Genomic DNA, 23855 nt, shown 5'->3' with positions numbered 1-23855 from the left:
ATCGCTTAACCCCCCAGAAAGGACTTGCGAACTTCGGGGTCTTCCAAAAGCTCTTTGCCCGTGCCGGTAAAGGCATTGGCCCCTTGCACCAGAACATAGCCCTTATCCGCAATCTCCAGCGCTTGGCGGGCGTTCTGTTCCACCATCAGGATCGGGATACCGGTCCGCGCGACCTCGATGATGCGGTCGAACAGTTCGTCCATCACGATGGGGGACACGCCAGCGGTGGGTTCGTCCAGCATCAGCACCTTCGGCTGCGTCATCAACGCGCGGCCCACAGCGACCTGCTGGCGTTGCCCGCCCGACAGCTCGCCCGCGGCCTGATAGCGCTTTTCCTTGAGGATCGGAAAAAGGTCATAGACCTGCGCCATCGTATCACGGAAATCATCGCGGCGGATGAACGCCCCCATCTCGAGGTTTTCTTCCACCGTCATCGAGGTAAAGATGTTCGAGGTCTGCGGCACGAACCCCATGCCCTTGGCCACACGGTCCTGCGGCGACAGCGCGGTGATGTCTTCGCCGTCCAGCCGGACATGGCCCTGGCGCACGTCGAGCATGCCAAAGACCGCCTTCATCGCTGTGGATTTGCCCGCGCCATTGGGGCCGACGATGACTGCGATCTCACCCTTTTCGACGGCGATGGTACAGCCGTGCAGGATATCGGGGCCCTTGCCATAACCGCCCGTCATCGTGTCGCCGATCAGGAAGGCGCCCCCCGGCGCGGGGTGGCTTTTGCCGCCCCCTTTGACCGGCTGCGCGGTGCCTTGGCCTTTGGGGTTCGCGATCGACAGGTCCTTATTGCCCCGGTCGCCGTATGGGTTGCTCATGTCGTTCTCTTTCATTCGGTGTCCAGGGCTGCCGCAGGGATGGGCGCGGCGCAGGATATCTCATCCGCACATGTGTCGCGCAGCATCATGGCCACCTCAAAGGACATCTTGTCCATTTCATCCAAAGGCATTGTATCGGTGGTATCGAGATACAGCATAATCCGCGCTGATCCGACATCCGATAACATGACCGCGCTCATGGTGCGGTCGCCTTCGATCTCGTCATATTGCAGGTGGCGCAGGGTCGTGCCCATCGGGGTGTCGATCCGGTCGACCTTCAGCACCTCGGGGGCAGGGCCGCCATCCGCCGCGATCCAGGCGCTATAGGTCTCGTATTGCTCTTCCAGCGTCGAGGTGCTGTCGGCGATGTCGTACCCGGGCCATTCTTGGGTGAAGTTCAGGATCACCTCGCCCAGATAGCGCGTAGAGCCGTCGCCGACCGTGTCCCAGGTTGCTTCTTCCCACGGGGTGCCCCGATCGCACATCCAGACCTGCGCCGACAGCTGCGCACAGGCCGCAGCGGCCTGCGGCAGGGCAAATCCCGCGCAGAGCATCAATGCGGTGGCCATCCGTCTCATGCAGACACGGCCTTGTTCTTGAGCCCGGTGCCCAGATAGGCCTCGATCACCTGTTCGTTGGCCTTGATCTCGGGCAGGGTGCCTTGAGCGAGAACCTTGCCCTCGGCCATACAGATCACCGGATCACACAGACGGCCGATGAAATCCATGTCGTGTTCGATCACAACAAAGGTATAGCCGCGTTCCTTGTTCAGACGGATGATCGCGTCACCGATGGTATTGAGCAGCGTGCGGTTCACACCGGCCCCGACCTCGTCAAGGAACACGATCTTGGCGTCGACCATCATGGTGCGCCCCAGTTCCAGCAGCTTTTTCTGACCGCCGGAGATCTGACCCGCTTTCTGCTCGGCCAGATGTTCCACCGTCAGAAACTCAAGCACCTCGTCGGCTTTGGCGCGCAAGGCGCGTTCCTGATCGGCGATGCGCTTGCGCCCGAACCACGTGTTCCACAGCGTCTCGCCCGCCTGATCGCCGGGCACCATCATCAGGTTCTCGCGGCAGGTCATCGACGAGAATTCATGCGCGATCTGGAAGGTCCGCAGTAGCCCTTTGTGAAACAGCGTATGGGGGGGCAGGCCGGTGATATCCTCGCCGTCCATCGTCACGCGCCCCGAGGTCGGTTTGAGCACCCCCGCGATCACGTTGAACAGCGTCGTTTTGCCAGCACCGTTCGGGCCGATCAAACCGGTGATCGTGCCTTTGCCAATGGTCAGATTGGCCCCGTCCACGGCGTGGAACCCGCCGAAATGTTTATGGATGTCGTCTACGACGATCATTTTGTAGTCTCCCCGTGCGGTGCCGAAGCCCCGTTGCAAAAACAGCCCGGTCGCAATGCACCGGGCTGTTTTCTGTCACGTCATGTGATGTTAGCGGTATTGAACCGTCGTGATCTTGCCGTCTTCGATCTTGATCTGACGGTAGCTGCCAGCGGATTCACCGGGGCCGATCAGTTCAACCGCGGTTGCGCCTTCATAATCGACTTCGCCGCCGTCCTTGAGGATTTGCAGCGCTTTGGCCAGCTCACCCGGATAGATCTTTTCGCCGGGGGCGTTCGCAACCGACATGACCTGATCCTTATAGACCTGCGGATCGGAAGACCCTGCGGCCTGCATCGCCAGCATCAGCAGCGCCGCTGCGTCATAGCTTTCGGGTGCGAAGGGCGATGTGGTATCGAAGGCACCGTCGACCAGCGCGGTGAATTTGTCAGCGCCGGGGCTATCGGTGCCGGGGTGCTGGCCGGTGGAGCCGTCCAGCTCGGAGCCGAAGTTGTTTTCAAGGTTCGCCGCGATCATCCCGTCGGGGAAGTGGAACGTGTCGAACGCGCCTGAATCAATCGCTGCACGCACAACGCCCGATCCACCCTGATCGACGTAACCCGCAACCACCAGACGGTCGCCACCGGCAGAGGCCAGCGCGCCAACCTCGGCAGAGTAATCGGCCTTGCCGTCTTCGTGTGCGGCAGAGATGGTGATCGTCCCGCCCGCGGCTTCATAGGCCTGCTGGAACGCGTCCGCCAAACCCTTGCCGTAGTCGTTGTTGGTATAGGTGACCGCGACTTCCTTGATGCCTTCTTCCATCAGCACCTCTGCCATGACCTCGCCCTGACGGGCGTCGGAGGGGGCGGTGCGGAAGAACAGGCCGTCGTCTTCCATCGTGCTCAGGCCGGGGGATGTGGAGGATGGCGAAATCATCACCATGCCGTTGGGCAGTGCCGCGTTTTGCAAGATCGCGCCGCTCACGCCAGAGCAGGCCGCGCCCACAATGCCGTTGATCCCTTCGGCGATCAGGCGTTCCGCGCTGGATACCGCAAGCGCGTTATCGACGCAGCCCGTGTCCGCGCGCGAGGCGGTGACTGTCGCCCCGTCCATCAGCATGCCGCTGTCGGTGACTTCTTTCATGGCCAGCTCGGCGCTGGATGCCATGATGCCGGTCAGCGATTCAATCGGGCCGGTGTAGCCAAAGATCACGCCAAGCTTCACGTCCTTGCTATGCGCGTCGGCATAGGCATTGGTGGCCAGCAATGCTGCAGCCGTTGTGGCCATAAGCATCTTTTTCATGTTTCTCTCCCTGTTGAACATGGTGTTCTGCGCCAGAGCCTATGCGGCGATTTTGGAAAAGAAAAGCGTTATCCCTAGGTAAAGTGGGGCAAGATGATGTGGATCGACGCTTTGTCTGCGCTAGGTTTGCAGGGATAGGTTGTATGAAGGGGGAAAGCCATGTTTCGCGGGGGGATGATGCATCAGGCCACACGGGCCATCGGGGCGTTGGTCATAGCCGGATCGGTCATGGGCGCGTCGGGCGTTGTCGCGCAAGAGCTGCGGATTACCCAGCAGGTGTCAGGGCTGGAGACGCCTTGGGCGCTGGCGATTTTGCCAAACGGGGACGTGCTGGTCACCGAACGCGACGGCCGCTTGCTGCGGGTCCGCGAGGGGACCAGCCACGAGGTTGCCGGTGCACCGCAGGTCGTTGACGCAGGGCAGGGCGGCTTGCTCGATATCGCGCTGGCACGGGATTTTGACAGATCGCGCACCATATTTCTGACCTACGCCAAGGCGCTTGAAGGCGGGGCCGGTACCGCGCTTGCCGCGGCAGAGCTGTCGCAGGATGGTGCGCGGCTCGAAAATCTACGCGATCTCTTTACCATGTCACGCGGGTCTGCCGCCGGTCAGCACTTTGGCAGCCGCGTGGTCGAGGCGCGCGATGGCACGCTTTTCGTCACTGTCGGAGAGCGCGGCGACCGCCCCGCGGCGCAGGATCTGGGGCAGCACAACGGCTCTGTTGTGCGGGTGAACCGTGACGGTACTGTGCCCGCCGATAACCCGTTTGTCGGGCGTGACGATGTGTTGCCGGAAATCTGGTCCTACGGGCATCGCAACCCGCAAGGGGCAGCGCTTGATCTGAAGGGCAACCTTTGGGTGTCAGAACATGGTGCGCGCGGCGGAGACGAGGTTAACGCGGTCCACAAGGGCGCGAATTACGGATGGCCGGTGATATCCTACGGGCGTCACTACTCCGGTGCCAAGATCGGCGAAGGCACCGCGAAAGAGGGGATGGAGCAGCCCGCCTTCTACTGGGACCCGTCTATCGCGCCCTCGGGGTTGCTGGTCTATTCGGGCACGATGTTTCCCGACTGGCGGGGCGATATCTTCGTCGGCTCACTCAAGTTCAATTATATCGCGCGGCTAAAGGGCGATCTGCTGGCCGAGGTGGCGCAAATCTCTACCCCCGCCACGGCACGGGTGCGCGACATCATAGAGGCACCGGACGGCGCGATCTGGTTTATCTCGGTCGGGAACGGGGCGGTGTACCGGATCAGTAACGATTAGGCGACAGGCTTGGCCGCATGCGACCCGCGTTCGCGGTAAGGTGTCGTGTTATAATGCGCACGGTAGCATTTGGAAAAATGCGACGGCGAGGCAAAGCCACAGGCCAGCGCCACGTTGATCACGCTCATATCCGTTTGCATCAGCAGGTTACGCGCCTTTTGCAGGCGCAGTTCCATATAATAGCGTTTCGGGCTGCGGTTGAGGTAGCGGCGGAACAGCCGTTCAAGCTGCCGCGTCGACATGCCGACATCGCGCGCCAATGAGGACGGGCTGATCGGCTCTTCGATATTGGCCTCCATCATCTGGATGACCTGACCCAGCTTGGGATGCCGCACGCCGATACGGGTGGGCACCGACAGACGCTGCGTGTCCTGGTCCGTGCGGATGGAGCTATAGATCAGCTGGTCGGCAACGGCATTTGCCAGATCCTCGCCCAGATCGTCGGCAATCAGCTTGAGCATCAGATCGATCGAGGATGTCCCGCCCGCTGTCGTCATCCGGTTGCCGTCCACCACAAAGACCGATTTTGTCAGGGTGACGTCCTCGAAGTCTTCGCTGAAACTATCCTGATTTTCCCAGTGGATCGTGGCTTTCTTCCCGTCCAGCAATCCGGCCTTGGCCAGCGTAAAGGCGGCTGTGCACAGACCGCCGACCATCATGCCCTTGCGGGCCTCACGGCGCAGCCATCCCAGCAGCTTCTTGGTCGTCGCCGCCTGCACGTCGATGCCGCTACACACCACCAGCGTGTCGTCGCGGCCCAGATCGTCGAGATCGCCGTCCAGCGTAAATTCCGCCCCTGCCGAACAGCGCACGCGCCCGCCATCCTCGCCGATCAGACGCCAGTCATAGGCCGGACGACCCGCCATGCGGTTGGCAATGCGCAGACATTCCACCGCCGAGGCAAAGCTTAGCATGGTGAAGTTTTCCAGCAGCACAAAGACAAAGCGGCGTGTCTTTTCAGCGTCAGGAAGAATGCGGTTGGCCAGACGGGTGTCGCTCATCACGTCGCCTTTCAGGTTTGCGTTATACGTTGGGGCAAAGTGGGCGCTGCCCTCAAAAACCTGCCAAAAACCTTGCCCACGGGCGGGGGCGAAGGTCAATAGGGTGAATTTCGGTTCTGGTCACTTGGGTCAGACCTTTATATACCACAATTTCACAATGTTTGCGCCTGACACTTCGGGCGCTGCGGACTTCGGAGAAAAATGATGACCGATTGGACAAAATCAAGCTGGCGCGACAAACCGCGGATCCAGATGCCCGACTATCCTGATCAGGACGCGCTGCGCGCGGTCGAAGCTGAATTGTCCCGTTATCCATTGTTGGTCTTTGCGGGTGAAGCGCGGCGGCTGAAAAAGCATCTGGCGGCGGCGGGCCGTGGCGAGGCGTTCTTGCTTCAGGGTGGCGATTGCGCCGAAAGCTTCGAACAATTCAGCAGCGATATGATCCGCGACACCTTCAAGGTGATGTTGCAGATGGCCATCGTGCTGACCCACGGTGCCAAAGTGCCGGTGATCAAGCTGGGCCGCATGGCGGGTCAGTTCGCCAAACCGCGTTCAGCGCCCACTGAAACGGTGGATGGGGTGGAACTGCCAAGCTACCGCGGTGACATCATCAACGAGCTGGCCTTTACCGCCGACGCCCGTATTCCCGACCCTAAAAAGATGCTGCGCGCCTACACACAGGCCGCCGCGACCCTGAACCTGATCCGGGCGTTCTCGACCGGCGGCTATGCCGATGTGCATCAGGTGCACGGCTGGACTTTGGGCTTTACCGAAAGCGAAAAGGCGGAAAAATACCGCGAGATCGCGAACCGCATTTCAGACACGCTTGATTTCATGGCGGCGGCTGGTGTCACGTCCGAGACGGCGCATACGCTGCAATCGGTGGAATATTATACAAGCCACGAATCGCTGCTGCTGGAATACGAAGAGGCACTGTGCCGTCAGGACAGCCAGACCGGCAAATGGCTGGCGGGCTCGGGTCATATGATCTGGATCGGCGACCGGACACGTCAGCCTGATGGCGCGCATGTGGAATTTGCCCGCGGCGTTCAGAACCCCATCGGCCTCAAGTGCGGCCCGACGATGACCAGCGATGACCTCAAGCTGTTGATGCACAAGCTGAACCCCGAAAACGAAGAGGGTCGCCTGACCCTGATCGCGCGTTTCGGGGCCGGCAATGTGGGGGAACATCTGCCGCGTCTGATCAAGACCGTGCAGGAAGAGGGCGCGAATGTCGTCTGGACCTGTGACCCCATGCATGGCAACACGATCAAATCCTCAAGCGGTTATAAGACGCGGCCCTTTGATTCCGTGCTGCGCGAAGTGCGTGAATTCTTTGCGGTACATGGGGCCGAGGGCACCGTGCCCGGTGGTGTCCACTTTGAGATGACCGGTCAGGATGTGACCGAATGTACAGGTGGTGTCCGCGCCGTTCAGGACGAAGACCTGTCGGACCGCTACCACACTGCCTGCGACCCGCGTTTGAACGCCAGCCAGTCGCTGGAGCTTGCCTTCCTCGTGGCCGAGGAACTGTCGGCACGCCGGGCGAACCAACAGGTCAAAGCCGTCGGCTAACTGCCGCAGCTCATGCAATAAGGAAGGCCGCGCATATCATCATGCGCGGCCTTTTTCTTTTGCGGCATCGGGGTGCGTCCCATCGGGGTTGCCCCGTTTACTTCACGACCCGTAGATAGGCTGGCCGGTTGCGATCTCGCCGCGCGGCAAAACGCGCGGCGGGATCGGCGAAACCTTCGGGGCAGGGCGTGTGCGTTTCCTCTGCCACATCGGCCCGTGGCGGGCGCGGGATTGGTGTCGTGGCAAGGTCGCCGATCCGATACAACCCCGGATGCTCGATGGCATTGGATGTGATCTCCAGACAGCCAAGCATCCGGTCGATCTGCCCCATGTCACTGCGCAGCGGCAGCACCAGCATACGCGCCTGAACGGCCGCATCCCCCGCGGTGAGCGTCATCTCTCCGGTGGCGGGTTGTGCCAGAATGTGATCCAGCCAATCACTGCAGCGGCGACGTTCGGACGGGTCGAACAGAGAGATCATCGGCATCCCGCGCAGGTCCATCCCCATGGCAGTGCACAGCTGCGATCCGGCGACGCGAAACCGCGCCAGTTCAGACCGCCTGCGTTCCAGAACAAAGGCGCGATCAAGCACGGAGGTGATCTGTGCAGGGTCGATCTGCGAGCGGAACGGGACCGGCTGACCACGGCACAGCCCCTGCCAATAGGCGCGCACGTCAACCATCGCGGGTGTCGGCGGCGGCATCACGCGGCGAGAGCCGGTCTGGGGCATGTCATCCAGAGGGGGAAGATGTTTCATCGGGCAGCCTTATTGCGGTCGGGACAAGAGCAGGACAGGGGGCGGCAGCGGGGCCGCGATGTATTGCCTGAGTTTAGTCAAATCAGCGGTAATTTGTAGATATAACAGCAAACTTGGTTAACAGACCGTTAAGGGGAGACCTCGCGCGGCAGAATGGCTTTTTACTTGCCCCATTTGCGAGTTTCCCTTTTAAGGCGCGCAACAATCGCAATCGACAAGGACCATGCCATGATACGTTCAATGACGGGTTTCGCCTCGGCCAGTGGTGCGTCCGGCCCGCACAGTTGGGGGTGGGAATTGCGATCGGTCAACGGAAAGGGGCTCGACCTGCGCCTGCGTGTGCCCGACTGGATCGACGGGCTGGAGGCGGGCCTGCGCAAGACGCTAAGCGCCGCCATCGCCCGCGGCAATGTCACCTGCAACCTGAGGATCACCCGCGAGGATGGTTCTGGCGCGTTGACGGTGAACGCGGATCAGCTTGAGGTCGTGCTGAACGCGCTGCACCAGATCGAAGCGCGCGCGATGGATGCGGGGATCTCGCTTGCGCCCTCCAAGGCGACCGATATCGTCACCATGCGCGGCGTGCTTGAACAGGCGACGACGGTGGATGATGTGGCCGCCCTTTGCGCGACATTGTTGGCGGAATTTCCCACGGTGCTTGCCGATTTCAACGACATGCGCGCCCGCGAAGGGGCTGCCTTGGCGCAGGTTCTTGAGGCGCAGTTGGCGCAGGTGGCAGAGTTGACGACACAGGCCGCCGCGCTGGCCGAGACGCGCAAGGACGAGATGGCACAGACGTTGCAACGCAATCTTTCGCGGGTGCTGGACAATGCCGAAGGCGTGGACGCTGACCGGCTGGCGCAGGAACTAGCGCTGATCGCCGTCAAATCCGACATCACGGAAGAGATCGACCGCCTGCACGCCCATGTGGATGCCGCCCGCGCCTTGCTGGCGCAGGACGGGGCCGTGGGGCGCAAACTGGATTTCCTGATGCAGGAGTTCAACCGCGAGGCCAATACACTGTGCGCCAAGGCACAAAACACCGCGCTGACCCAGATCGGGCTGGCCTTGAAGGCGGTGATAGATCAGATGCGCGAACAAGTGCAAAATGTGGAGTAAGACATGAGCGACCGACGCGGCCTATTGATCATCCTCAGCTCGCCCTCGGGGGCGGGTAAATCGACGCTGGCCCGCAAGCTGCGCGATTGGGATACCTCGCTTGAATTCTCTGTCTCGGCCACCACCCGCGCACCGCGTGTCGGCGAGGAAGACGGCAAGGACTACTTTTTCACCGCCGAGGATGACTTCCGCGCCATGGTGAACGATGGCGATATGCTGGAGCACGCCCGCGTCTTCAACAACTATTACGGCTCGCCCAAGGGACCGGTGCAAAAGGCGATCGACAGTGGCCGCGATGTGCTGTTCGACGTGGATTGGCAGGGCGCGCAGCAGATCAGCAACTCGACGCTCAAGCAGCACGTGCTGTCGATCTTCATCCTGCCGCCCTCGATCAAAGAGCTGCGGCGGCGTCTGGAAACCCGTGGTCAGGACGCCCCCGATACCATCGCGCTTCGAATGGAGAAAAGCTGGGACGAGATCAGCCACTGGGACGGCTACGACTACGTGCTGGTCAATGATGACCTGACCGAAACAGAGGCCAAGCTGAAGTCGATCATCACCGCCGAAAGATTGCGCCTTTCGCAGCAGCCGAAACTGGTGGATCATGTGCGCGCGCTGCAATCAGAATTCGAGGACACGAAATGACGCTTTACGCTCTGGCCGATATCACCCCGCAGGTTCACGCTGATGCATGGGTTGCCCCCGATGCCAATGTCATCGGGAATGTGACGCTCGAGGCAGATGCCTCTGTCTGGTTCGGCTGTACGCTGCGTGGCGATAACGAGCTGATCCTCGTGGGCAAGGGCAGTAATGTGCAGGAAAACTGCGTCTTTCACACGGACCCGGGCTGCCCGCTGACCGTGGGGGAAAACTGTACGATCGGTCACAAGGTCATGCTGCACGGCTGCACCATCGGGGATAATTCGCTGGTCGGGATGGGGGCGACGATCCTGAACGGGGCCAAGATCGGCAAGAATTGCCTGATCGGGGCAGGGGCGTTGATCACTGAAAACAAGGTGATCCCCGACGGATCGCTTGTGATGGGCGCACCGGGCAAGGTCGTGCGCGAGCTGGACGCGGTGGCGATTGCGGGGCTGACGGCCAGCGCGAAACACTACCAAGACAACGCGCGGCGCTTTGCCAGCCAGCTTAAACCCGTCTGAGCATGGTGCTGCGCCCGCATCTGCCGGATCTGATGGCAGCGCTGCCTTTGCCTACGCTTGCCGTTGATCGGGCTGACCGTATCGTCGCGATGAATGCGCCGGCCCAAGCCCTGCTGGGCCGTGGCGCGCTGGACCGCCATTACATCAACGTGTTGCGCCAGCCTGCGGTGGTCGATGCGGTAGAGCAATGCCAACAGGATGATACCCCGCGCGAGGCGCAATATCTGGCCAGCGACAATGGCAATGACACGACCTTTCGGGTGCACGTCCGAAAGGTGACCGGCATGGACTACGTCTTGCTGAGCTTTCAAGACATCACACAGGTCACCAACGCCAGCCAGATGCGCCGCGATTTCGTTGCCAACGTCAGCCACGAATTGCGCACCCCGCTGACGGCGATGATGGGGTTCATTGAAACCTTGCGCGGCCCTGCGCGTGACGACGCCCCCGCACGGGACCGGTTTCTGGGGATCATGACCGGAGAGGCCGAACGCATGAACCGGCTGGTGGGCGATCTGCTGTCGCTGTCCCGCGTCGAATCGGACGAACGGGTGCGCCCGACGGATAAGGTCGATCTGCGCTATGTGCTCCAATCGACCATGCGCAACCTCAACCCCTTGGCCGTAGAGGCGAATGTGACGCTGGTCGCGACCATGGGGGACGATCCGCTGCCCCTGATGGGGGATACGGACCAGCTGTTGCAGGTGTTCACGAACCTTATTGAAAACGGCATCAAATATGGGGGCGTGGGTAAAGAAGTTGAAATTTCGGTCGAGACGACCTTGCGTGACCCTTCCTTGCGCGGGCCTGCGGTGCGGGTCACCATTCGCGACCACGGGCCGGGGATCGACCCTGTGCACCTGCCACGCCTGACCGAACGCTTCTACCGCGCAGACAGCCACCGCAGCCGCGCCCTTGGCGGGACGGGGCTGGGGCTGGCGATTGTAAAACATATCCTGAACCGGCACCGCGGACGGCTGAAAATCACCTCTGATCTGGGAGATGGGGCGCGATTCACGGTGATCTTGCCTATGGATGTGGCGTGATCGGGCGCATTTTGGTCAAAAAGAAATTACAATTTCCGTCCGTGTCATAAAACTGTAACATGACTGTCACAAAAGCTCAGTGTCGCCCGCCTATTGGTGCGGCAAGATCACCATGGGGGTGGTCAGACAAATCTAAGCTGACAGGAGACATCATGTCGCTCGTTAAACTCACCACTTCCGCGCTGGCCATTGCCGCCGTATCCGCAACCGCCGCTGCCGCGCGTGATCAGGTACAGGTTGCCGGTTCCTCCACTGTTTTGCCCTATGCGTCCATCGTTGCCGAAGCCTTTGGCGAAAACTTCGATTTCCCGACACCTGTTGTTGAATCCGGTGGGTCCTCGGCGGGTCTGAAGCGTTTTTGTGAAGGTGTTGGCGAGAACACAATCGACGTGGCGAACGCCTCGCGCCAGATCAAAAGCTCCGAAGTCGAAGCCTGCGCCGCGAACGGTGTGACCGACATCATCGAAGTCCAGATCGGCTATGACGGCATCGTGTTTGCCTCTGACATCAATGGCAACACATTCGAATTCACCCCCGAAGACTGGTACAAAGCCCTGTCCGCCGAAGTCGTTGTCGACGGCGAGATCGTGGCGAACCCCAACAAAATGTGGTCCGATGTGAACGCCAGCTTCCCCGAGCAGCCGATCCAGGCCTACATCCCCGGCACCAAGCACGGCACACGCGAAGTTTTCGAAGAAAAAGTGATCCTGGCAGGCTGTGAAGCCACCGGCGACTTCGAAGCGTTCAAGGCCGCCAATGGCGACGACAAGAAAGCCGCTGAAAAAGCATGTATCGCGCTGCGCACCGATGGTGTGTCCGTGGACATCGACGGTGACTACACCGAAACGCTGGCGCGCATCGAAAGCAACAAAGACGGCATCGGCGTCTTCGGTCTGGCCTTCTACGAGAACAACACCGACAAGCTGACCGTCGCCAACATGAGCGGCGTTGAGCCCACCGTTGAAACCATCTCGAGCGGCGACTACCCCGTATCCCGCCCGCTGTTCTTCTACGTCAAGAAAGCGCACATCGGCGTGATCCCCGGCCTGAAAGAATATGCCGAGTTCTTCGTGGCAGACGAGATTGCTGGCCCCGACGGTCCTTTGGCTGAATACGGTCTGGTCTCCGACCCGGAACTGGCGAAAACACAGTCGGTTGTTGCTGAAGAAACTGTAATGGGCAGCGGTTCCTAAACCCTGTCTGACGATCCGGAGGCGCTGCGAGGTGCCTCCGGATTTTTGCTGCCGACTGATACTTTCCAAACAATGACAGCCTGAAACAGGCTGCGACCGGGGGCCACCATGCGCGATATTTTAAATGTGGGATCTACCACGCTCTTAGTTGCCGTTGTTTTGATATTAACAGTCCTTGCCTATGGTCTGGTGCGCAGCCGGGCCATGTCGTCCGTCTCGGGCGATGCGCGCAAGCTGCACTCCCTTCCGAATTACTACGGCTATAATGCCGCCATGCTCACCGCCATCCCGGCGCTGTTTGTGCTGGCGATCTGGATGCTGGTCCAGCCGATGCTGATCCAGAACGCGGTTATCGACATGATCCCGCAAAGCGCTGTGAACGAAGGCTCTTCGGTCAATCTGGTGATGAGCGACGTGCGCCGCGTGGCCAACGGGCTGGACGCGGCCGTGCAATCGGGCGCGCTGGACGCGCAAAGCGCCCGTGATCTGGACGTGACCGGCACCGACGTGCGCGCGCTGCTGGCGGGCACGGGCGTGGCGCTTGGGTCTGACGTGACGCCAGAGGTGCTGGCCGCCGCGCAGCGCTACCGATCAATGGAATACACCGGCCGCTGGCTGATGATCGCGGTGATCTCTGTTTTGGCGCTGGCCGGTCTGTTCATCGCGATGCGCACCGCACGGGCCGATTTTCGCGCGCGCAATACGGTGGAACGCTTTTTGCTCGGGTTGCTGGTGCTCGCCGCGTCGCTGGCGATCCTGACCACCGTGGGGATCGTCCTGTCGATGCTGTTCGAGACGCTGAATTTCTTCCGCCTGCATCCGTGGCAGGATTTCTTTTTGGGCACCACATGGGCCCCGAACTTCCGCGGGGACAGTGATCTGTCGATCCTGCCGCTGCTTTGGGGGACGCTCTATATCTCGATCATCGCGCTGCTGGTGGCCGTGCCCATCGGCCTCTTTGCCGCCATCTACCTGTCGGAATACGCCAACAACAAAGTACGCTCTTTCGCCAAGCCTTTGCTGGAGATCCTCGCCGGTATCCCGACCATTGTTTACGGTCTGTTTGCCTTGCTGACAGTGGGGCCGTTCCTTGTGAACATCTTTGGCCGCGGCGAGAATGGTCTGCTGGGCGTCGACTGGATGAGCGGGGCGACATCGGTCCTGACGGCGGGGCTGGTCATGGGCATCATGCTGATCCCCTTCGTTTCTTCGCTGAGCGACGATATCATCAACGCTGTGCCGCAATCGATGCGCGACGGGTCATTTGGCCTGGGCGCGACCCATTCCGAAACCATCCGCCAAGTCGTGCTGCCTGCCGCTTTGCCGGGGATTGTGGGGGCTGTGCTTCTCGCCGCGAGCCGGGCCATCGGCGAGACGATGATCGTTGTTCTGGGGGCAGGGGCTATCGCCCGCATCTCGGGCAACCCGCTGGAAGCGATGACCACCATCACCACCCGTATCGTCAGCCAGCTGACCGGGGATACCGACTTTGCCAGCCCTGAAACGCTGGTCGCCTTTGCCCTTGGTCTGACGCTGTTCGTGCTGACCCTGGGGCTGAACGTTCTGGCGCTTTATATCGTGCGCAAATACCGGGAGCAGTACGAATGACCGACATGCCCAATACCGCAACGCCGCGCCATTCGCTGCTGAAGCCCGACGCGCGCACCGTCAAACGCAACCGCGCAGAGGCCCGTTTCAAATCCTACGGTATCGCGGCCATCGCCGTGGGCCTGCTGATGCTGGCGATCTTGCTGACCACGATTATCGGACGCGGCGTAGGGGCCTTTCAGCAGACGTTCCTGACGCTGAACGTGCAACTGCTTGAGGAAAAGCTGGACAAGAACGGCAACCGGAATCTGGACGAGATCAAGAAGGTATCGACCTTCGGCTACGCGCCGCTGATGGCCGCCGCACTTGAGGCCAAGGTGGCCGAGACCGGGATTACCACGGACCTAAAGCCCAAGGATATGGCGGGCATCCTGTCTAAGGATGCGGCGGCACAGCTGCGTGACTTTGTGCTGGATAACCCCGAGCTCATTGGCACCGCGGTTGAATTCAAATTCCTGACCAACAGCCGCGTTGATGGCTATATGAAAGGCCGCGTCACGCGCGACAGCATCGCCAACGACAAGAGCATCAGCGCAGAGCAGCTTGATCTGGTGGACGCCCTTGTCGCAGATGGGGCGCTGGAAAAACGCTTTAACATCGATTTCATCACCGGTGCCGATGCGTCTGACGCACGACCCGAGGCGGCGGGCATGGGCGTCTCGATGCTTGGCTCGCTCTTTATGATGCTGGTGGTGCTGGCGCTGGCGCTGCCCATCGGGGTCGCCGCGTCGATCTACCTTGAAGAATTCGCCCCCAAGAACCTGCTGACCGATATCATCGAGGTGAATATCTCTAACCTCGCGGCGGTGCCGTCGATTGTCTTTGGTATTCTGGGTCTGGCGGTTTTCATTAATTATATGCACCTGCCAAACTCGGCCCCGCTGGTGGGCGGGCTGGTGCTGACGCTGATGACGCTGCCGACGATCATCATCTCGACCCGCGCCTCGCTGAAATCTGTCCCGCCCAGCATCCGTGACGCGGCACTGGGGGTAGGGGCGTCGAAGATGCAATCGGTGTTCCACCACGTGCTGCCCTTGGCTGCCCCGGGTATCCTCACTGGCACAATCATCGGTCTGGCGCAGGCGCTTGGTGAAACGGCCCCGCTGCTGCTGATCGGGATGGTGGGCTTCATCGCCTCGAACCCGCCCGATGGCATCGCATCGGGGCTGATGGACCCGAACTCCGCCATGCCGGCGCAGATCTACGAATGGGCCAAACGCGCCGATCCCGCGTTCTATGAACGCGCCTGGGGCGGTATCATCATCTTGCTGGTCTTTTTGATCACCATGAATGCCATCGCCGTAATGCTGCGGCGCCGGTTCGAGCGGCGCTGGTAAGAATGAAAGGCAAGGCTATGAAAGACAACGTAATTTCGGAGACGGACGTGACAACGAACCAAACAAAAATCGCCGCCCGCAACGTGCAGGTTTTCTACGGGGACACCCACGCGATCAAGGATGTCTCTGTCGATATCCAAGACAAAACCGTCACCGCCTTTATCGGACCATCGGGCTGCGGGAAATCGACTTTCCTGCGGTGTATCAACCGGATGAACGACACGATTGATATCTGCACCGTCAAGGGCGATATCCTGATCGACGGCGAAGACATCTATGACAGCGCGGTCGATCCGGTGCAGCTGCGCGCCAAGGTCGGCATGGTGTTCCAGAAGCCCAACCCGTTCCCCAAATCGATCTACGACAATGTCGCCTATGGCCCCCGCATCCACGGTCTGGCCCGCAACAAGTCCGAGCTTGACGATATCGTTGAACGGGCCCTGAAACGCGGTGCCATCTGGAACGAGGTCAAGGACCGTCTGCACGCGCCCGGCACTGGCCTCTCTGGCGGGCAGCAGCAGCGTCTGTGCATCGCCCGTGCCGTTGCGACCGAACCCGAAGTTCTGCTAATGGACGAACCCTGTTCCGCGCTTGACCCGATCGCCACCGCGCAGGTCGAAGAGCTGATCGACGAGCTGCGTCAGGACTATTCGGTAGTGATCGTCACACACTCCATGCAGCAGGCCGCACGGGTGAGCCAGAAAACAGCGTTCTTCCACCTTGGCAATCTGGTGGAGTTCGGCGAGACCGACAAGATTTTCACGTCGCCCGAAGACCCTCGGACGGAAAGCTACATCACTGGCCGGATTGGATAAGTATCATGCAAGATCAACACATTGTCTCTGCCTTTGACCGTGACCTCGAAAGCGTTCAGGCACAGATCATGAAAATGGGTGGCATGGTCGAAGATGCCATTCGCCTTGCCGCACAATCGCTTGAAACCCGCGACGAAGAGCTGGCCGATCAGGTCCGCGGCGGGGACAAGGCGATTGACGCGCTCGAAGAGCTGATCAACGAACGCGCCGCTCGCATCATCGCCCTGCGCGCACCCACAGCCGTGGATCTGCGTCTGATCCTGAGCGTGATCAAGATCAGCGCCAGCCTGGAACGTATTGGCGACTATGCGAAAAACATGGCCAAGCGTAATACAGTGCTCGCGCAGCTTCCTGCAGTTGCCGATAGCGCCGGTGCCATCCGCCGCATGTGTAAAACGGTTGAATCCATGCTCAAGGACGCGCTGGATTCCTATGTGCAGCGCGACGCAGAACTGGCGATGGACGTGATCGCACGCGATGAAGACGTCGATCAGATGTACAACGCGCTGTTCCGTGAATTCCTCACCTTCATGATGGAAGACCCGCGCAACATCACATCGTGTATGCACCTGCATTTCATCGCGAAAAACGTGGAACGCATGGGCGATCTGGTCACATCGATCGCGGAACAGGTCGTCTATCTGGTGACCGGCACCCATCCGGACGAGGACCGCCCAAAGGCGGATAACACCTCCACCAAGCTGAAGGGGTAGAACCATGTCGGCGGCGCAGCCCCAGATCCTGTTGGTGGAAGACGAACCCGCACAGCGCGAAATTCTGGCTTATAACCTCGAATCCGAAGGGTTTGACGTAAGGCGGGCCGAGAATGGTGAAGAAGCGATCCTGCTGGTGGCAGAGGCGCTGCCGGACCTGATTATTCTGGATTGGATGATGCCGCTGCTGAGCGGGATCGAGGTGTGCCGGCAGCTCAAGACCCGCGAGGATACGCGCAATATCCCCGTGATCATGCTCTCGGCACGGTCAGAAGAGGTGGACACCGTGCGCGGGCTAGAGACGGGGGCAGATGATTACGTCGTCAAACCCTATTCCATGCGCGAGCTCATGGCCCGTGTGCGCACCCAATTGCGCCGTGTGCGCCCGGCATCGTCGGGCGCGGCGCTCAGCTATGCCGATATCACGCTGGACACGGAACGCCACCGCGTGAACCGCGCCGCGAACGAGCTGAAACTGGGCCCGACAGAATACCGGCTGCTGGTCACCCTGTTAGAGCGTCCGGGCCGTGTGTTTAGCCGCGATCAGCTGCTGGATCACGTCTGGGGCCGCGATATTTATGTCGACACGCGCACCGTGGATGTGCACATCGCGCGGCTGCGCAAGGCGCTGACATCTCACGGTGGCGATGACCCGATCCGCACGGTGCGCGGTGCAGGTTATGCATTAGGGTAGGGCGCTTACCCGTTGAATTTAATAACTTCTTGGCGTTGATCCCCCAAGCCTTCGATGCCCAGTTCAACGACGTCGCCCGGTTGCAGGTACACCGGCGGCCTAAAGCCCATGCCAACGCCGGGCGGTGTGCCGGTGGCGATCACGTCTCCGGGCAGCAAGGTCATGAAACGGCTGAGAAAAGAGATAATCTCGGCCACCGAGAAGACCATCGTGCGGGTATTGCCCGTCTGGCGACGGGTGCCGTTCACATCAAGCCATAGATCAAGGTTCTGCGGGTCCGGCACCTCGTCTGCGGTCACCAGATACGGGCCGATGGGCGCGAAGCTGTCGCAGGACTTGCCCTTGACCCACTGACCGCCGAATTCGATCTGAAAAGCGCGCTCTGACACGTCGTTGAAAGTCGCATAACCCGCCACATGGGACAACGCGTCGGCCTCGGACACATGCTGTGCCTTAGTACCGATCACGACCGCAAGTTCAACTTCCCAATCGGTTTTCTCGGATTCCTTGGGGATGATGATCGGGTCGTTGGCACCGGTGGCCGCGCAGAGTTTGCTAAACAGGATCGGGTGATCGGGCACGTCCATGCCAGCTTCTGCCGCGTGGTCGGAGTAATTCAGCCCGATACACAGAATACGACGTATGTCATTGATCACAGGCGCAAACCGGCCCGTGATGACAGGCAAGGCCGTAACGTCCACATCGCGCAGCTGGTCCAGCGCTGCGGGTGCCATTGTGGCAAGCTCGATATCCGTCAGATGCTGCGTCAGATCGCGAGCGGCACCATCTGCGTCAATCATCGCAGGTTTTATCCCGTCAGGGGTTTCGATACGGCAGAGTTTCATTAGCTAATCCTGTGTTTGTGAGGGGTGCGCATGCGCTTAATCTGATTCCCATAATCAGTATTATGTAAATAATTGGTATGCCTTGGGTGATGTTTTACTGTTAAAGTGCGCCATAAAGCTTTGAAAATTCATGTAAAAAGACGCTTCTTCATCCAGTTTATCCATTCTCCCATCCGCGTGGCTTCTTGCTTTACCCCGTTGTTCTGCGTGCCATAATCCACATGCGCCAAGCCGATGCAACTGTAAGCGATCGGCGCTTTGGCGGCTGCTGAACGAAAGGAAGAATATGACGCTCAAGATGTCTTCGGCGGATATGGTTGCCGCTGCCCGTGCGCGTATCCGCGAGATCGAAACGCCTGATCTGATGGCCATGCTGAAGGATCCGGATGTTGTTGTCGTTGACCTGCGCGATATCCGTGAACGCCAGCGCAGCGGCTATATCCCCGGCAGCTTTCACGCACCGCGCGGCATGATCGAATTCTGGGTCGACCCTGACAGCCCGTACTTCAAAGAGATCTTCGGTCAGGACAAGACCTTTGTCTTTCACTGTGCCTCTGGCTGGCGATCGGCGATCACCACGGCGACGCTGCAAGACATGGGCTTTGACGCGGCGCATCTGCGCGAAGGTTTTTCGACGTGGGAAAAGCACGGTGGTCCGGTCGAATACCCTGAAAAGAAAGACTAACGACGCCGCGGCGCCTGTGCTACGTCTGCGCCACCACATCGTAACAACAAGGCCATCGCTATGACATCCATTCTGATCCTGAACGGTCCGAACCTGAACCTGCTGGGCACGCGCCAGCCCGAGGTCTATGGCAAGACGACTTTGGCCGATGTCGAGGCGCTGTGCCGCGAAAAAGCGAAGTCGCTCGGGTTTGATGTGGCGTTTGAGCAGTCCAACCACGAAGGCGCGCTGATCGATCTAATCCACGCGGCCAAAGGCAAACATGCCGGGATCGTGCTGAATGCCGGTGCCTATACCCATACGTCGATTGCGCTGATGGATGCGATCGCTTCGGTCGAGCTGCCGGTTGTCGAGGTACACCTGAGCAACATCCACGCGCGCGAGGAATTCCGGCACCGGTCTTACATCGCGCCTGTGGCTCTGGGTCAGATCTGCGGGTTTGGTGCGCAGGGTTATCTGATCGCCCTAGATGCGCTGAAAGCTCACCTAAAGGATTAGGTTTCATCGCTTAGTAGCTGATTTATAATAAAAAAGAGCGAAGGTGCCGATGCGCCCTCGCCCTTTTTCTCGTCTGCTGTGTGACAGCTTAGCCTTTGGCGGCTTTTGCAACTTCTGCTGCGAAGTCTTCTTTGACGACTTCGATGCCTTCGCCAACTTCAAGACGGACGAAACCGGTGATGGTCGCGCCGGCTTCTTCCGCGGCTTTGCCGACTGTCAGGTCAGGGTTCACAACGAATGCTTGGTTCAGCAGTGTCACTTCGGACATGTATTTCTGCATGCGGCCGGTGATCATTTTCTCGATCACAGCTTCCGGCTTGCCGGACTCGCGTGCAATGTCCATTTGAACTTGCTTTTCTTTTTCAACAACAGCCGGGTCCAGATCCGCTTCGGACAAGGACGCAGGGTTCACAGCGGCGATGTGCATCGCGATCTGTTTGCCTAGCTCTTCGTTGCCGCCGGTCATTGCGACCAGAACACCGATTTTGCCCATGCCGGGTGCTACAGCGTTGTGCACATAGGACACGACCTGGTCCCCATCGATGGACTGCATGCGGCGCACCGACATGTTCTCGCCGATTTTCGCAATGGCATCGGTGATGACGGTGGAAACGGGCTTGCCGCCCATGTCAGCCGCGTTCAGCGCGTCAACGTCGGACACACCGGTTGCAACATCTGCGATGCCGGAAACCATTTTCTGGAAGTCAGCGTTTTTGCCAACGAAGTCGGTTTCGGAGTTCACTTCGACAGCAACACCGTGGCCGCCTTCGACTTTAACGGCAACAAGGCCCTCGGCTGCGGTACGGCCGGATTTCTTGGCTGCTTTCGCTAGGCCCTTGGTGCGCAGCCAGTCAACGGCTGCTTCCATGTCGCCATCTGTTTCAGTCAACGCTTTTTTCGCGTCCATCATGCCGGCACCGGTTGTGTCGCGCAGTTCTTTGACCATGGATGCTGTAATTGCCATCGCTTTGGTTCTCCTTGAATTGGGATAAATTGAGGGGCAGAGCGTCCTGCACCACTGTCTCAATCATGTAATGGTTTTGTGACAGGCAGAGGGAAACATGCCCCCTGCCCGTCTCTTTCGCGTCGCTTACGACTTGGCGTCGGCCAGCGTTTCCTTCTTGGATTCGATATCCAGAGGTGCGTCTTTTGCCATTGCGTCGTTCGAAACGGTTTCTTCCGAAGCGTTGCCAACTTCGACACCACCGTCGATCAGGGCTTCTTCTTCGGGCGCTTCTTCCATCGCACCGATATCAACACCTGCGGCACCCAGCTGCGCGGACATACCGTCAAGTGCTGCACGTGCGGCCAGATCGCAATACATGTGGATCGCGCGGGCGGCGTCATCGTTGCCCGGGATGATGTAGTCGATCCCGTCGGGGGAGCAGTTGGTGTCGACAACAGCGATAACCGGAATGCCCAGTTTGTTCGCTTCGGCCACGGCCAGTGCTTCTTTTTTCACGTCGATGACGAAGATCAGGTCAGGGCGACCGCCCATTTCACGGATACCACCCAGCGATGCTTCCAGCTTCGCTTGGTCACGTTCCATGCCAAGACGCTCTTTCTTGGTCAGACCGGAGAAGCCACGCTCGGACTGTTCGTCGATGGACTTCAGGCGCTGGATGGATTTGGAAACGGTCTGCCAGTTTGTCAGCGTGCCGCCCAACCAACGGTGGTTCATGTAGTACTGTGCGCATTTCTCTGCGGCTTCTGCGATCGGCTGTGCCGCCTGACGCTTGGTGCCAACGAAAAGAATGCTGCCGCCTTTGGCGACGGTGTCACGGATGACTTGCAGCGCCTGGTCCAGCATTGGAACAGTCTGTGTCAGGTCCATGATGTGGATGCCGTTACGCGCGCCGTAGATGAACGGACCCATGCGGGGGTTCCAGCGCTGTGTTTGGTGACCAAAGTGTACGCCTGCTTCAAGCAGTTGGCGCATGGAGAACTCAGGAAGAGCCATGTCTTTATACCTTTCCGGTTTTGCCTCGTCGGGGGTCTCGATCCCGGAATGGGACCAACCGGCGGACGTTCAAGGATTTCTCCCTCAAAGGCCCAACCCCGACTGCGGGTTTAAGTGACGCGCGTATAGTCCGGATTTTCACGCTTCGCAAGGTCCAAGGCGCATGTTTTAGCCATTGGGGCCTTATATCAGCGCAATTCAGCGGGGTTTGGCGCTGCAATCCCGCCCGAGGGATGGGCCGCGCGCACCTGTGCTTCACAGGCTTGGGCCAGGGCTTTGCGGTTCTCGAAATCGGCGACGGCCAGCGGCGTGTGATAGATCGTCGTCACCTGCCCCTGCCGCAGGGACGCCAAGGTGCGCAGCAGATGGCCGCCAAAGCTCATGTCGCCCCACCAACCATAAAACCGCGGATCGGTCCCATCGGGCGCGGTATAGAGCACGGTCACAGGCTGCACCCAGATCACGTCGCGCAGTTCGGGCGCGAAGAAGGACTGGAAGAGCGTGGTCTTGAACGGCAAGACCTGCAGGCCATCGGTGCTGGTGCCTTCGGGGAAGAACAACAGCCGGTGGTTGTCGAGCAAGCGCTGCTGGAACACCTCGGTCTGTTTGCGCGCGTGTTTCGGGTTGCGTTCGATGAACAACGTGCCCGTCGCCTTGGCGAGCCAGCCAATGCCGGGCCAGCTGGCGACTTCGGATTTGGACACAAAGTATATCCGCTGCGCCGCGTTCAAGCTGAAGATATCAAGCCAACTGGTGTGATTGGCGACGACAGCGCCCCTGTGGCGCATCGGGGTGCCGACAACCGCGCGGCGTAACCCCATGATCCAGAATGCGATTTTGCAGACGATCTGGGTGATATGCGGGGTCACGGGCCGGCCCTGCCCATATAGCGGACGCTCTATCAAGCGGATCGCGAGCAGGATCACCAGCCCCACAAGAACCACCGTCGCCAGCACCACCCCTCGCAGCAGCATCAGCACCCAGCCAAGGGGCCCGACGGATACTAGTGTCGGGTGGTCGGCGCTGTCCCAGGCCGCGCTCATCCTTGCTGTCCGCTATAGATCTTGGCCTGCCGCTCGCTAAGCCGGGCGGTGTCGAGCATCAAAAGCACATCCGTGGTGTTGAAGTCATGATCGATAAAGGCCCCCTCGCCCACACATCCGCCAAGCCGCAGATAGGCTTTGATCAGGCTGGGCATCTGCACCATCGCCTGACGCCGGTTCAGGATGTCGGCGGGGATCAGGTTCATCTCCTGGCGTGCCTTTGGCAAGGCGGTGACGCGCAGATCGGGTGGCGCGAGGTAGGTGTGATGCAGCAGCGACAAGGGCTGCGCCAATGTCTCGGCTTGGGTGCCATGAAAGCTCGCGACGCCAAAAAGTATCTCTATCCCGTGTTCCGCCACGTAAGAGGCAAGCCCTGCCCAAAGCTGGTGCATCGCGATGCCCCCGCGATAGGACGGATGCAAACAGGACCGCCCCAGCTCGAGTATCTCGCGGCCAGAGGATTTGAGCGCGGTCAGATCATATTCGTTTTCCGAATAGAACCCGCCTGCCCGATCCGCCATATCGCGGCGGATCAGCCGGTACACGCCAACGGTTTGCTGGGTTTTGCGATCAATAAGCAGCAGATGGTCCACGAAATCGTCGTATTGATCGACCTCTCGCCGGTTTTCGTGATCCACCAAAGGCCCGCCCGCCCCCAGCTCGGTGACAAAAACGTCATACCGCAGCCGCTGCGCCGCATGAAGATCCGCTTGGGTGCGCGCCAGACGGACTTCGAACTCTGCCGCTTTTGCAATGATCATGGGCTGGTTTCGTCTCCGGTCGCAATCACGCGGATAAATAGGCAGTTGCCGCCCGTTGCGCAATGCTTGCCCCACGTCGCGGTGGTTTTCGGCGAAAAATTAACGATTTGCTAACGAAGAGCCTTCATCAAAGACGGGGGTGAGCATCACCCGATGACTATCGACCACGATCTTGCCCTCGCTGCGGAAGTTTACCGTGACCTTGCCGCTGATATTGCTTTGCACCTGCCCCACGCCCCAATCGGGATGTGCGGGGTGGCGTACAAGCATTCCGGGTGTCAGTATCGCATTCAGGTCTTCCAAACGTGCGT

26 protein-coding genes are annotated in these 23855 nt (G+C 60.0%); 14 read left to right on the top strand and 12 right to left on the bottom strand.

Translation table 11 applies throughout. The features are described 5' to 3' along the window. Window positions 1–5: 5 nt before the first annotated feature. The 4 genes from EE36_RS14940 to EE36_RS14925 form a co-directional block, all read right to left on the bottom strand. Window positions 6–827, bottom strand: a complete 822-nt coding sequence (locus EE36_RS14940) for an ABC transporter ATP-binding protein (RefSeq protein ID WP_005853633.1) — start codon at window positions 825–827, stop codon at window positions 6–8. 11 nt (window positions 828–838) lie between these two features. Further along, window positions 839–1405 carry a hypothetical protein gene (locus EE36_RS14935; protein WP_005853631.1) on the bottom strand — a complete coding sequence of 189 codons (567 nt, stop codon included), beginning with the start codon at window positions 1403–1405 and terminating at the stop codon, window positions 839–841. After that, entirely contained in the window at window positions 1402–2181 is a 780-nt protein-coding gene (locus EE36_RS14930; protein WP_005853630.1) for an ABC transporter ATP-binding protein, read from the bottom strand. Before EE36_RS14930 ends, EE36_RS14935 begins: the two co-directional genes overlap by 4 nt. Window positions 2182–2271: 90 nt before the next feature. Continuing rightward, a complete protein-coding gene (locus tag EE36_RS14925; RefSeq protein WP_005853628.1) occupies window positions 2272–3462 on the bottom strand; it encodes an ABC transporter substrate-binding protein in 1191 nt (396 codons plus the stop codon). Between the two features lie 159 nt (window positions 3463–3621). On the opposite strand from EE36_RS14925, the gene EE36_RS14920 reads away from it, so the two are divergent. Further along, window positions 3622–4731, top strand: a complete 1110-nt coding sequence (locus EE36_RS14920; RefSeq protein ID WP_005853624.1) for a PQQ-dependent sugar dehydrogenase — start codon at window positions 3622–3624, stop codon at window positions 4729–4731. Here the strand turns inward: EE36_RS14920 and EE36_RS14915 are convergent. Then, window positions 4728–5732, bottom strand: coding sequence for a GlxA family transcriptional regulator (locus tag EE36_RS14915; RefSeq protein WP_180827738.1), 1005 nt, complete (start codon window positions 5730–5732; stop codon window positions 4728–4730). The two genes, EE36_RS14920 and EE36_RS14915, sit on opposite strands and share 4 nt — an antisense overlap. 204 nt (window positions 5733–5936) lie before the next feature. Here EE36_RS14915 and EE36_RS14910 point away from each other — a divergent pair, with 204 nt between their 5' ends. Beyond that, a complete protein-coding gene (locus tag EE36_RS14910; RefSeq protein WP_039912024.1) occupies window positions 5937–7307 on the top strand; it encodes a class II 3-deoxy-7-phosphoheptulonate synthase in 1371 nt (456 codons plus the stop codon). A gap of 97 nt (window positions 7308–7404) precedes the next feature. On the opposite strand, the gene EE36_RS14905 is transcribed toward EE36_RS14910, so the two are convergent. Beyond that, a complete protein-coding gene (locus EE36_RS14905) occupies window positions 7405–8064 on the bottom strand; it encodes a PAS domain-containing protein (RefSeq protein ID WP_005853619.1) in 660 nt (219 codons plus the stop codon). 228 nt (window positions 8065–8292) lie between these two features. Here EE36_RS14905 and EE36_RS14900 point away from each other — a divergent pair, with 228 nt between their 5' ends. The 10 genes from EE36_RS14900 to phoB all read left to right on the top strand — a co-directional run bounded on the left by EE36_RS14900 (window position 8293) and on the right by phoB (window position 17752). Continuing rightward, window positions 8293–9183 carry a YicC/YloC family endoribonuclease gene (locus tag EE36_RS14900; RefSeq protein WP_039912021.1) on the top strand — a complete coding sequence of 297 codons (891 nt, stop codon included), beginning with the start codon at window positions 8293–8295 and terminating at the stop codon, window positions 9181–9183. A gap of 3 nt (window positions 9184–9186) precedes the next feature. Continuing rightward, window positions 9187–9828 carry a guanylate kinase gene (gene gmk, locus EE36_RS14895; protein WP_005853615.1) on the top strand — a complete coding sequence of 214 codons (642 nt, stop codon included), beginning with the start codon at window positions 9187–9189 and terminating at the stop codon, window positions 9826–9828. Beyond that, a complete protein-coding gene (locus EE36_RS14890; RefSeq protein WP_005853613.1) occupies window positions 9825–10346 on the top strand; it encodes a gamma carbonic anhydrase family protein in 522 nt (173 codons plus the stop codon). Before gmk ends, EE36_RS14890 begins: the two co-directional genes overlap by 4 nt. Before the next feature lie 2 nt (window positions 10347–10348). Continuing rightward, window positions 10349–11392 carry a cell wall metabolism sensor histidine kinase WalK gene (locus EE36_RS14885; RefSeq protein ID WP_005853611.1) on the top strand — a complete coding sequence of 348 codons (1044 nt, stop codon included), beginning with the start codon at window positions 10349–10351 and terminating at the stop codon, window positions 11390–11392. A gap of 152 nt (window positions 11393–11544) precedes the next feature. Next, on the top strand, window positions 11545–12585 hold the full coding sequence (locus tag EE36_RS14880) for a substrate-binding domain-containing protein (protein ID WP_005853609.1): 1041 nt from the start codon (window positions 11545–11547) through the stop codon (window positions 12583–12585). Between the two features lie 108 nt (window positions 12586–12693). Next, window positions 12694–14193 (top strand): phosphate ABC transporter permease subunit PstC, encoded by a 1500-nt coding sequence (pstC, locus tag EE36_RS14875; RefSeq protein ID WP_050752203.1) that lies wholly within the window; start codon window positions 12694–12696, stop codon window positions 14191–14193. Next, window positions 14190–15530, top strand: coding sequence for a phosphate ABC transporter permease PstA (pstA, locus tag EE36_RS14870; protein ID WP_005853605.1), 1341 nt, complete (start codon window positions 14190–14192; stop codon window positions 15528–15530). The genes pstC and pstA overlap by 4 nt, the downstream gene beginning before the upstream one ends. A gap of 17 nt (window positions 15531–15547) precedes the next feature. After that, complete coding sequence (pstB, locus tag EE36_RS14865; RefSeq protein ID WP_005853603.1) at window positions 15548–16345, top strand: phosphate ABC transporter ATP-binding protein PstB; 798 nt, start codon at window positions 15548–15550, stop codon at window positions 16343–16345. Window positions 16346–16350: 5 nt separating this feature from the next. After that, a complete protein-coding gene (gene phoU, locus EE36_RS14860; protein WP_005853601.1) occupies window positions 16351–17058 on the top strand; it encodes a phosphate signaling complex protein PhoU in 708 nt (235 codons plus the stop codon). 4 nt (window positions 17059–17062) lie between these two features. After that, window positions 17063–17752: a phosphate regulon transcriptional regulator PhoB gene (gene phoB, locus EE36_RS14855; protein ID WP_005853599.1), complete on the top strand. Its 690-nt coding sequence runs from the start codon at window positions 17063–17065 to the stop codon at window positions 17750–17752. Between the two features lie 5 nt (window positions 17753–17757). On the opposite strand, the gene EE36_RS14850 is transcribed toward phoB, so the two are convergent. Then, window positions 17758–18597: a fumarylacetoacetate hydrolase family protein gene (locus tag EE36_RS14850; RefSeq protein ID WP_005853598.1), complete on the bottom strand. Its 840-nt coding sequence runs from the start codon at window positions 18595–18597 to the stop codon at window positions 17758–17760. Window positions 18598–18883: 286 nt separating this feature from the next. On the opposite strand from EE36_RS14850, the gene EE36_RS14845 reads away from it, so the two are divergent. Together EE36_RS14845 and aroQ are read left to right on the top strand one after the other, a co-directional pair. After that, the gene (locus tag EE36_RS14845; protein WP_005853596.1) at window positions 18884–19282 is read left to right on the top strand and encodes a rhodanese-like domain-containing protein; all 399 of its coding nucleotides are present in this window, start codon (window positions 18884–18886) and stop codon (window positions 19280–19282) included. 60 nt (window positions 19283–19342) lie between these two features. Next, a complete protein-coding gene (gene aroQ / locus EE36_RS14840) occupies window positions 19343–19780 on the top strand; it encodes a type II 3-dehydroquinate dehydratase (RefSeq protein WP_005853594.1) in 438 nt (145 codons plus the stop codon). 88 nt (window positions 19781–19868) lie between these two features. On the opposite strand, the gene tsf is transcribed toward aroQ, so the two are convergent. The 5 genes from tsf to EE36_RS14815 all read right to left on the bottom strand — a co-directional run bounded on the left by tsf (window position 19869) and on the right by EE36_RS14815 (window position 23847). Beyond that, entirely contained in the window at window positions 19869–20744 is an 876-nt protein-coding gene (tsf, locus tag EE36_RS14835) for a translation elongation factor Ts (RefSeq protein WP_005853593.1), read from the bottom strand. 126 nt (window positions 20745–20870) lie between these two features. Then, window positions 20871–21740, bottom strand: a complete 870-nt coding sequence (rpsB, locus tag EE36_RS14830) for a 30S ribosomal protein S2 (protein WP_005853591.1) — start codon at window positions 21738–21740, stop codon at window positions 20871–20873. Window positions 21741–21928: 188 nt separating this feature from the next. Continuing rightward, complete coding sequence (locus tag EE36_RS14825) at window positions 21929–22783, bottom strand: 1-acyl-sn-glycerol-3-phosphate acyltransferase (RefSeq protein ID WP_005853590.1); 855 nt, start codon at window positions 22781–22783, stop codon at window positions 21929–21931. After that, the gene (locus EE36_RS14820) at window positions 22780–23544 is read right to left on the bottom strand and encodes a GNAT family N-acetyltransferase (RefSeq protein WP_005853588.1); all 765 of its coding nucleotides are present in this window, start codon (window positions 23542–23544) and stop codon (window positions 22780–22782) included. The genes EE36_RS14825 and EE36_RS14820 overlap by 4 nt, the downstream gene beginning before the upstream one ends. A 99-nt stretch (window positions 23545–23643) precedes the next feature. Further along, window positions 23644–23847: a DUF3553 domain-containing protein gene (locus EE36_RS14815; protein ID WP_005853586.1), complete on the bottom strand. Its 204-nt coding sequence runs from the start codon at window positions 23845–23847 to the stop codon at window positions 23644–23646. Window positions 23848–23855 lie beyond the last annotated feature (8 nt).

It is taken from the genome of Sulfitobacter sp. EE-36, assembly GCF_000152605.1.
Lineage (GTDB): Bacteria > Pseudomonadota > Alphaproteobacteria > Rhodobacterales > Rhodobacteraceae > Sulfitobacter > Sulfitobacter pontiacus.
The sequence above is the reverse complement of the archived record's forward strand: the minus strand, read 5'-3'. Positions and strand labels throughout refer to the sequence as shown.

Bases quoted from the DNA above. Each gene is read 5' to 3' on its own strand.
- EE36_RS14900 (WP_039912021.1), top strand. From the start codon at position 8,293: ATGATACGTTCAATGACGGGTTTCGCCTCGGCCAGTGGTGCGTCCGGC.
- EE36_RS14905 (WP_005853619.1), bottom strand. From the start codon at position 8,064: ATGAAACATCTTCCCCCTCTGGATGACATGCCCCAGACCGGCTCTCGC.
- rpsB (WP_005853591.1), bottom strand. From the start codon at position 21,740: ATGGCTCTTCCTGAGTTCTCCATGCGCCAACTGCTTGAAGCAGGCGTA.
- EE36_RS14850 (WP_005853598.1), bottom strand. From the start codon at position 18,597: ATGAAACTCTGCCGTATCGAAACCCCTGACGGGATAAAACCTGCGATG.
- EE36_RS14845 (WP_005853596.1), top strand. From the start codon at position 18,884: ATGACGCTCAAGATGTCTTCGGCGGATATGGTTGCCGCTGCCCGTGCG.
- tsf (WP_005853593.1), bottom strand. From the start codon at position 20,744: ATGGCAATTACAGCATCCATGGTCAAAGAACTGCGCGACACAACCGGT.
- gmk (WP_005853615.1), top strand. From the start codon at position 9,187: ATGAGCGACCGACGCGGCCTATTGATCATCCTCAGCTCGCCCTCGGGG.
- EE36_RS14820 (WP_005853588.1), bottom strand. From the start codon at position 23,544: ATGATCATTGCAAAAGCGGCAGAGTTCGAAGTCCGTCTGGCGCGCACC.
- pstA (WP_005853605.1), top strand. From the start codon at position 14,190: ATGACCGACATGCCCAATACCGCAACGCCGCGCCATTCGCTGCTGAAG.
- pstB (WP_005853603.1), top strand. From the start codon at position 15,548: ATGAAAGACAACGTAATTTCGGAGACGGACGTGACAACGAACCAAACA.
- EE36_RS14930 (WP_005853630.1), bottom strand. From the start codon at position 2,181: ATGATCGTCGTAGACGACATCCATAAACATTTCGGCGGGTTCCACGCC.
- EE36_RS14920 (WP_005853624.1), top strand. From the start codon at position 3,622: ATGTTTCGCGGGGGGATGATGCATCAGGCCACACGGGCCATCGGGGCG.
- phoU (WP_005853601.1), top strand. From the start codon at position 16,351: ATGCAAGATCAACACATTGTCTCTGCCTTTGACCGTGACCTCGAAAGC.
- pstC (WP_050752203.1), top strand. From the start codon at position 12,694: ATGCGCGATATTTTAAATGTGGGATCTACCACGCTCTTAGTTGCCGTT.
- EE36_RS14940 (WP_005853633.1), bottom strand. From the start codon at position 827: ATGAGCAACCCATACGGCGACCGGGGCAATAAGGACCTGTCGATCGCG.
- EE36_RS14925 (WP_005853628.1), bottom strand. From the start codon at position 3,462: ATGAAAAAGATGCTTATGGCCACAACGGCTGCAGCATTGCTGGCCACC.
- phoB (WP_005853599.1), top strand. From the start codon at position 17,063: ATGTCGGCGGCGCAGCCCCAGATCCTGTTGGTGGAAGACGAACCCGCA.
- EE36_RS14885 (WP_005853611.1), top strand. From the start codon at position 10,349: ATGGTGCTGCGCCCGCATCTGCCGGATCTGATGGCAGCGCTGCCTTTG.
- aroQ (WP_005853594.1), top strand. From the start codon at position 19,343: ATGACATCCATTCTGATCCTGAACGGTCCGAACCTGAACCTGCTGGGC.
- EE36_RS14880 (WP_005853609.1), top strand. From the start codon at position 11,545: ATGTCGCTCGTTAAACTCACCACTTCCGCGCTGGCCATTGCCGCCGTA.
- EE36_RS14915 (WP_180827738.1), bottom strand. From the start codon at position 5,732: ATGAGCGACACCCGTCTGGCCAACCGCATTCTTCCTGACGCTGAAAAG.
- EE36_RS14825 (WP_005853590.1), bottom strand. From the start codon at position 22,783: ATGAGCGCGGCCTGGGACAGCGCCGACCACCCGACACTAGTATCCGTC.
- EE36_RS14910 (WP_039912024.1), top strand. From the start codon at position 5,937: ATGACCGATTGGACAAAATCAAGCTGGCGCGACAAACCGCGGATCCAG.
- EE36_RS14890 (WP_005853613.1), top strand. From the start codon at position 9,825: ATGACGCTTTACGCTCTGGCCGATATCACCCCGCAGGTTCACGCTGAT.
- EE36_RS14935 (WP_005853631.1), bottom strand. From the start codon at position 1,405: ATGAGACGGATGGCCACCGCATTGATGCTCTGCGCGGGATTTGCCCTG.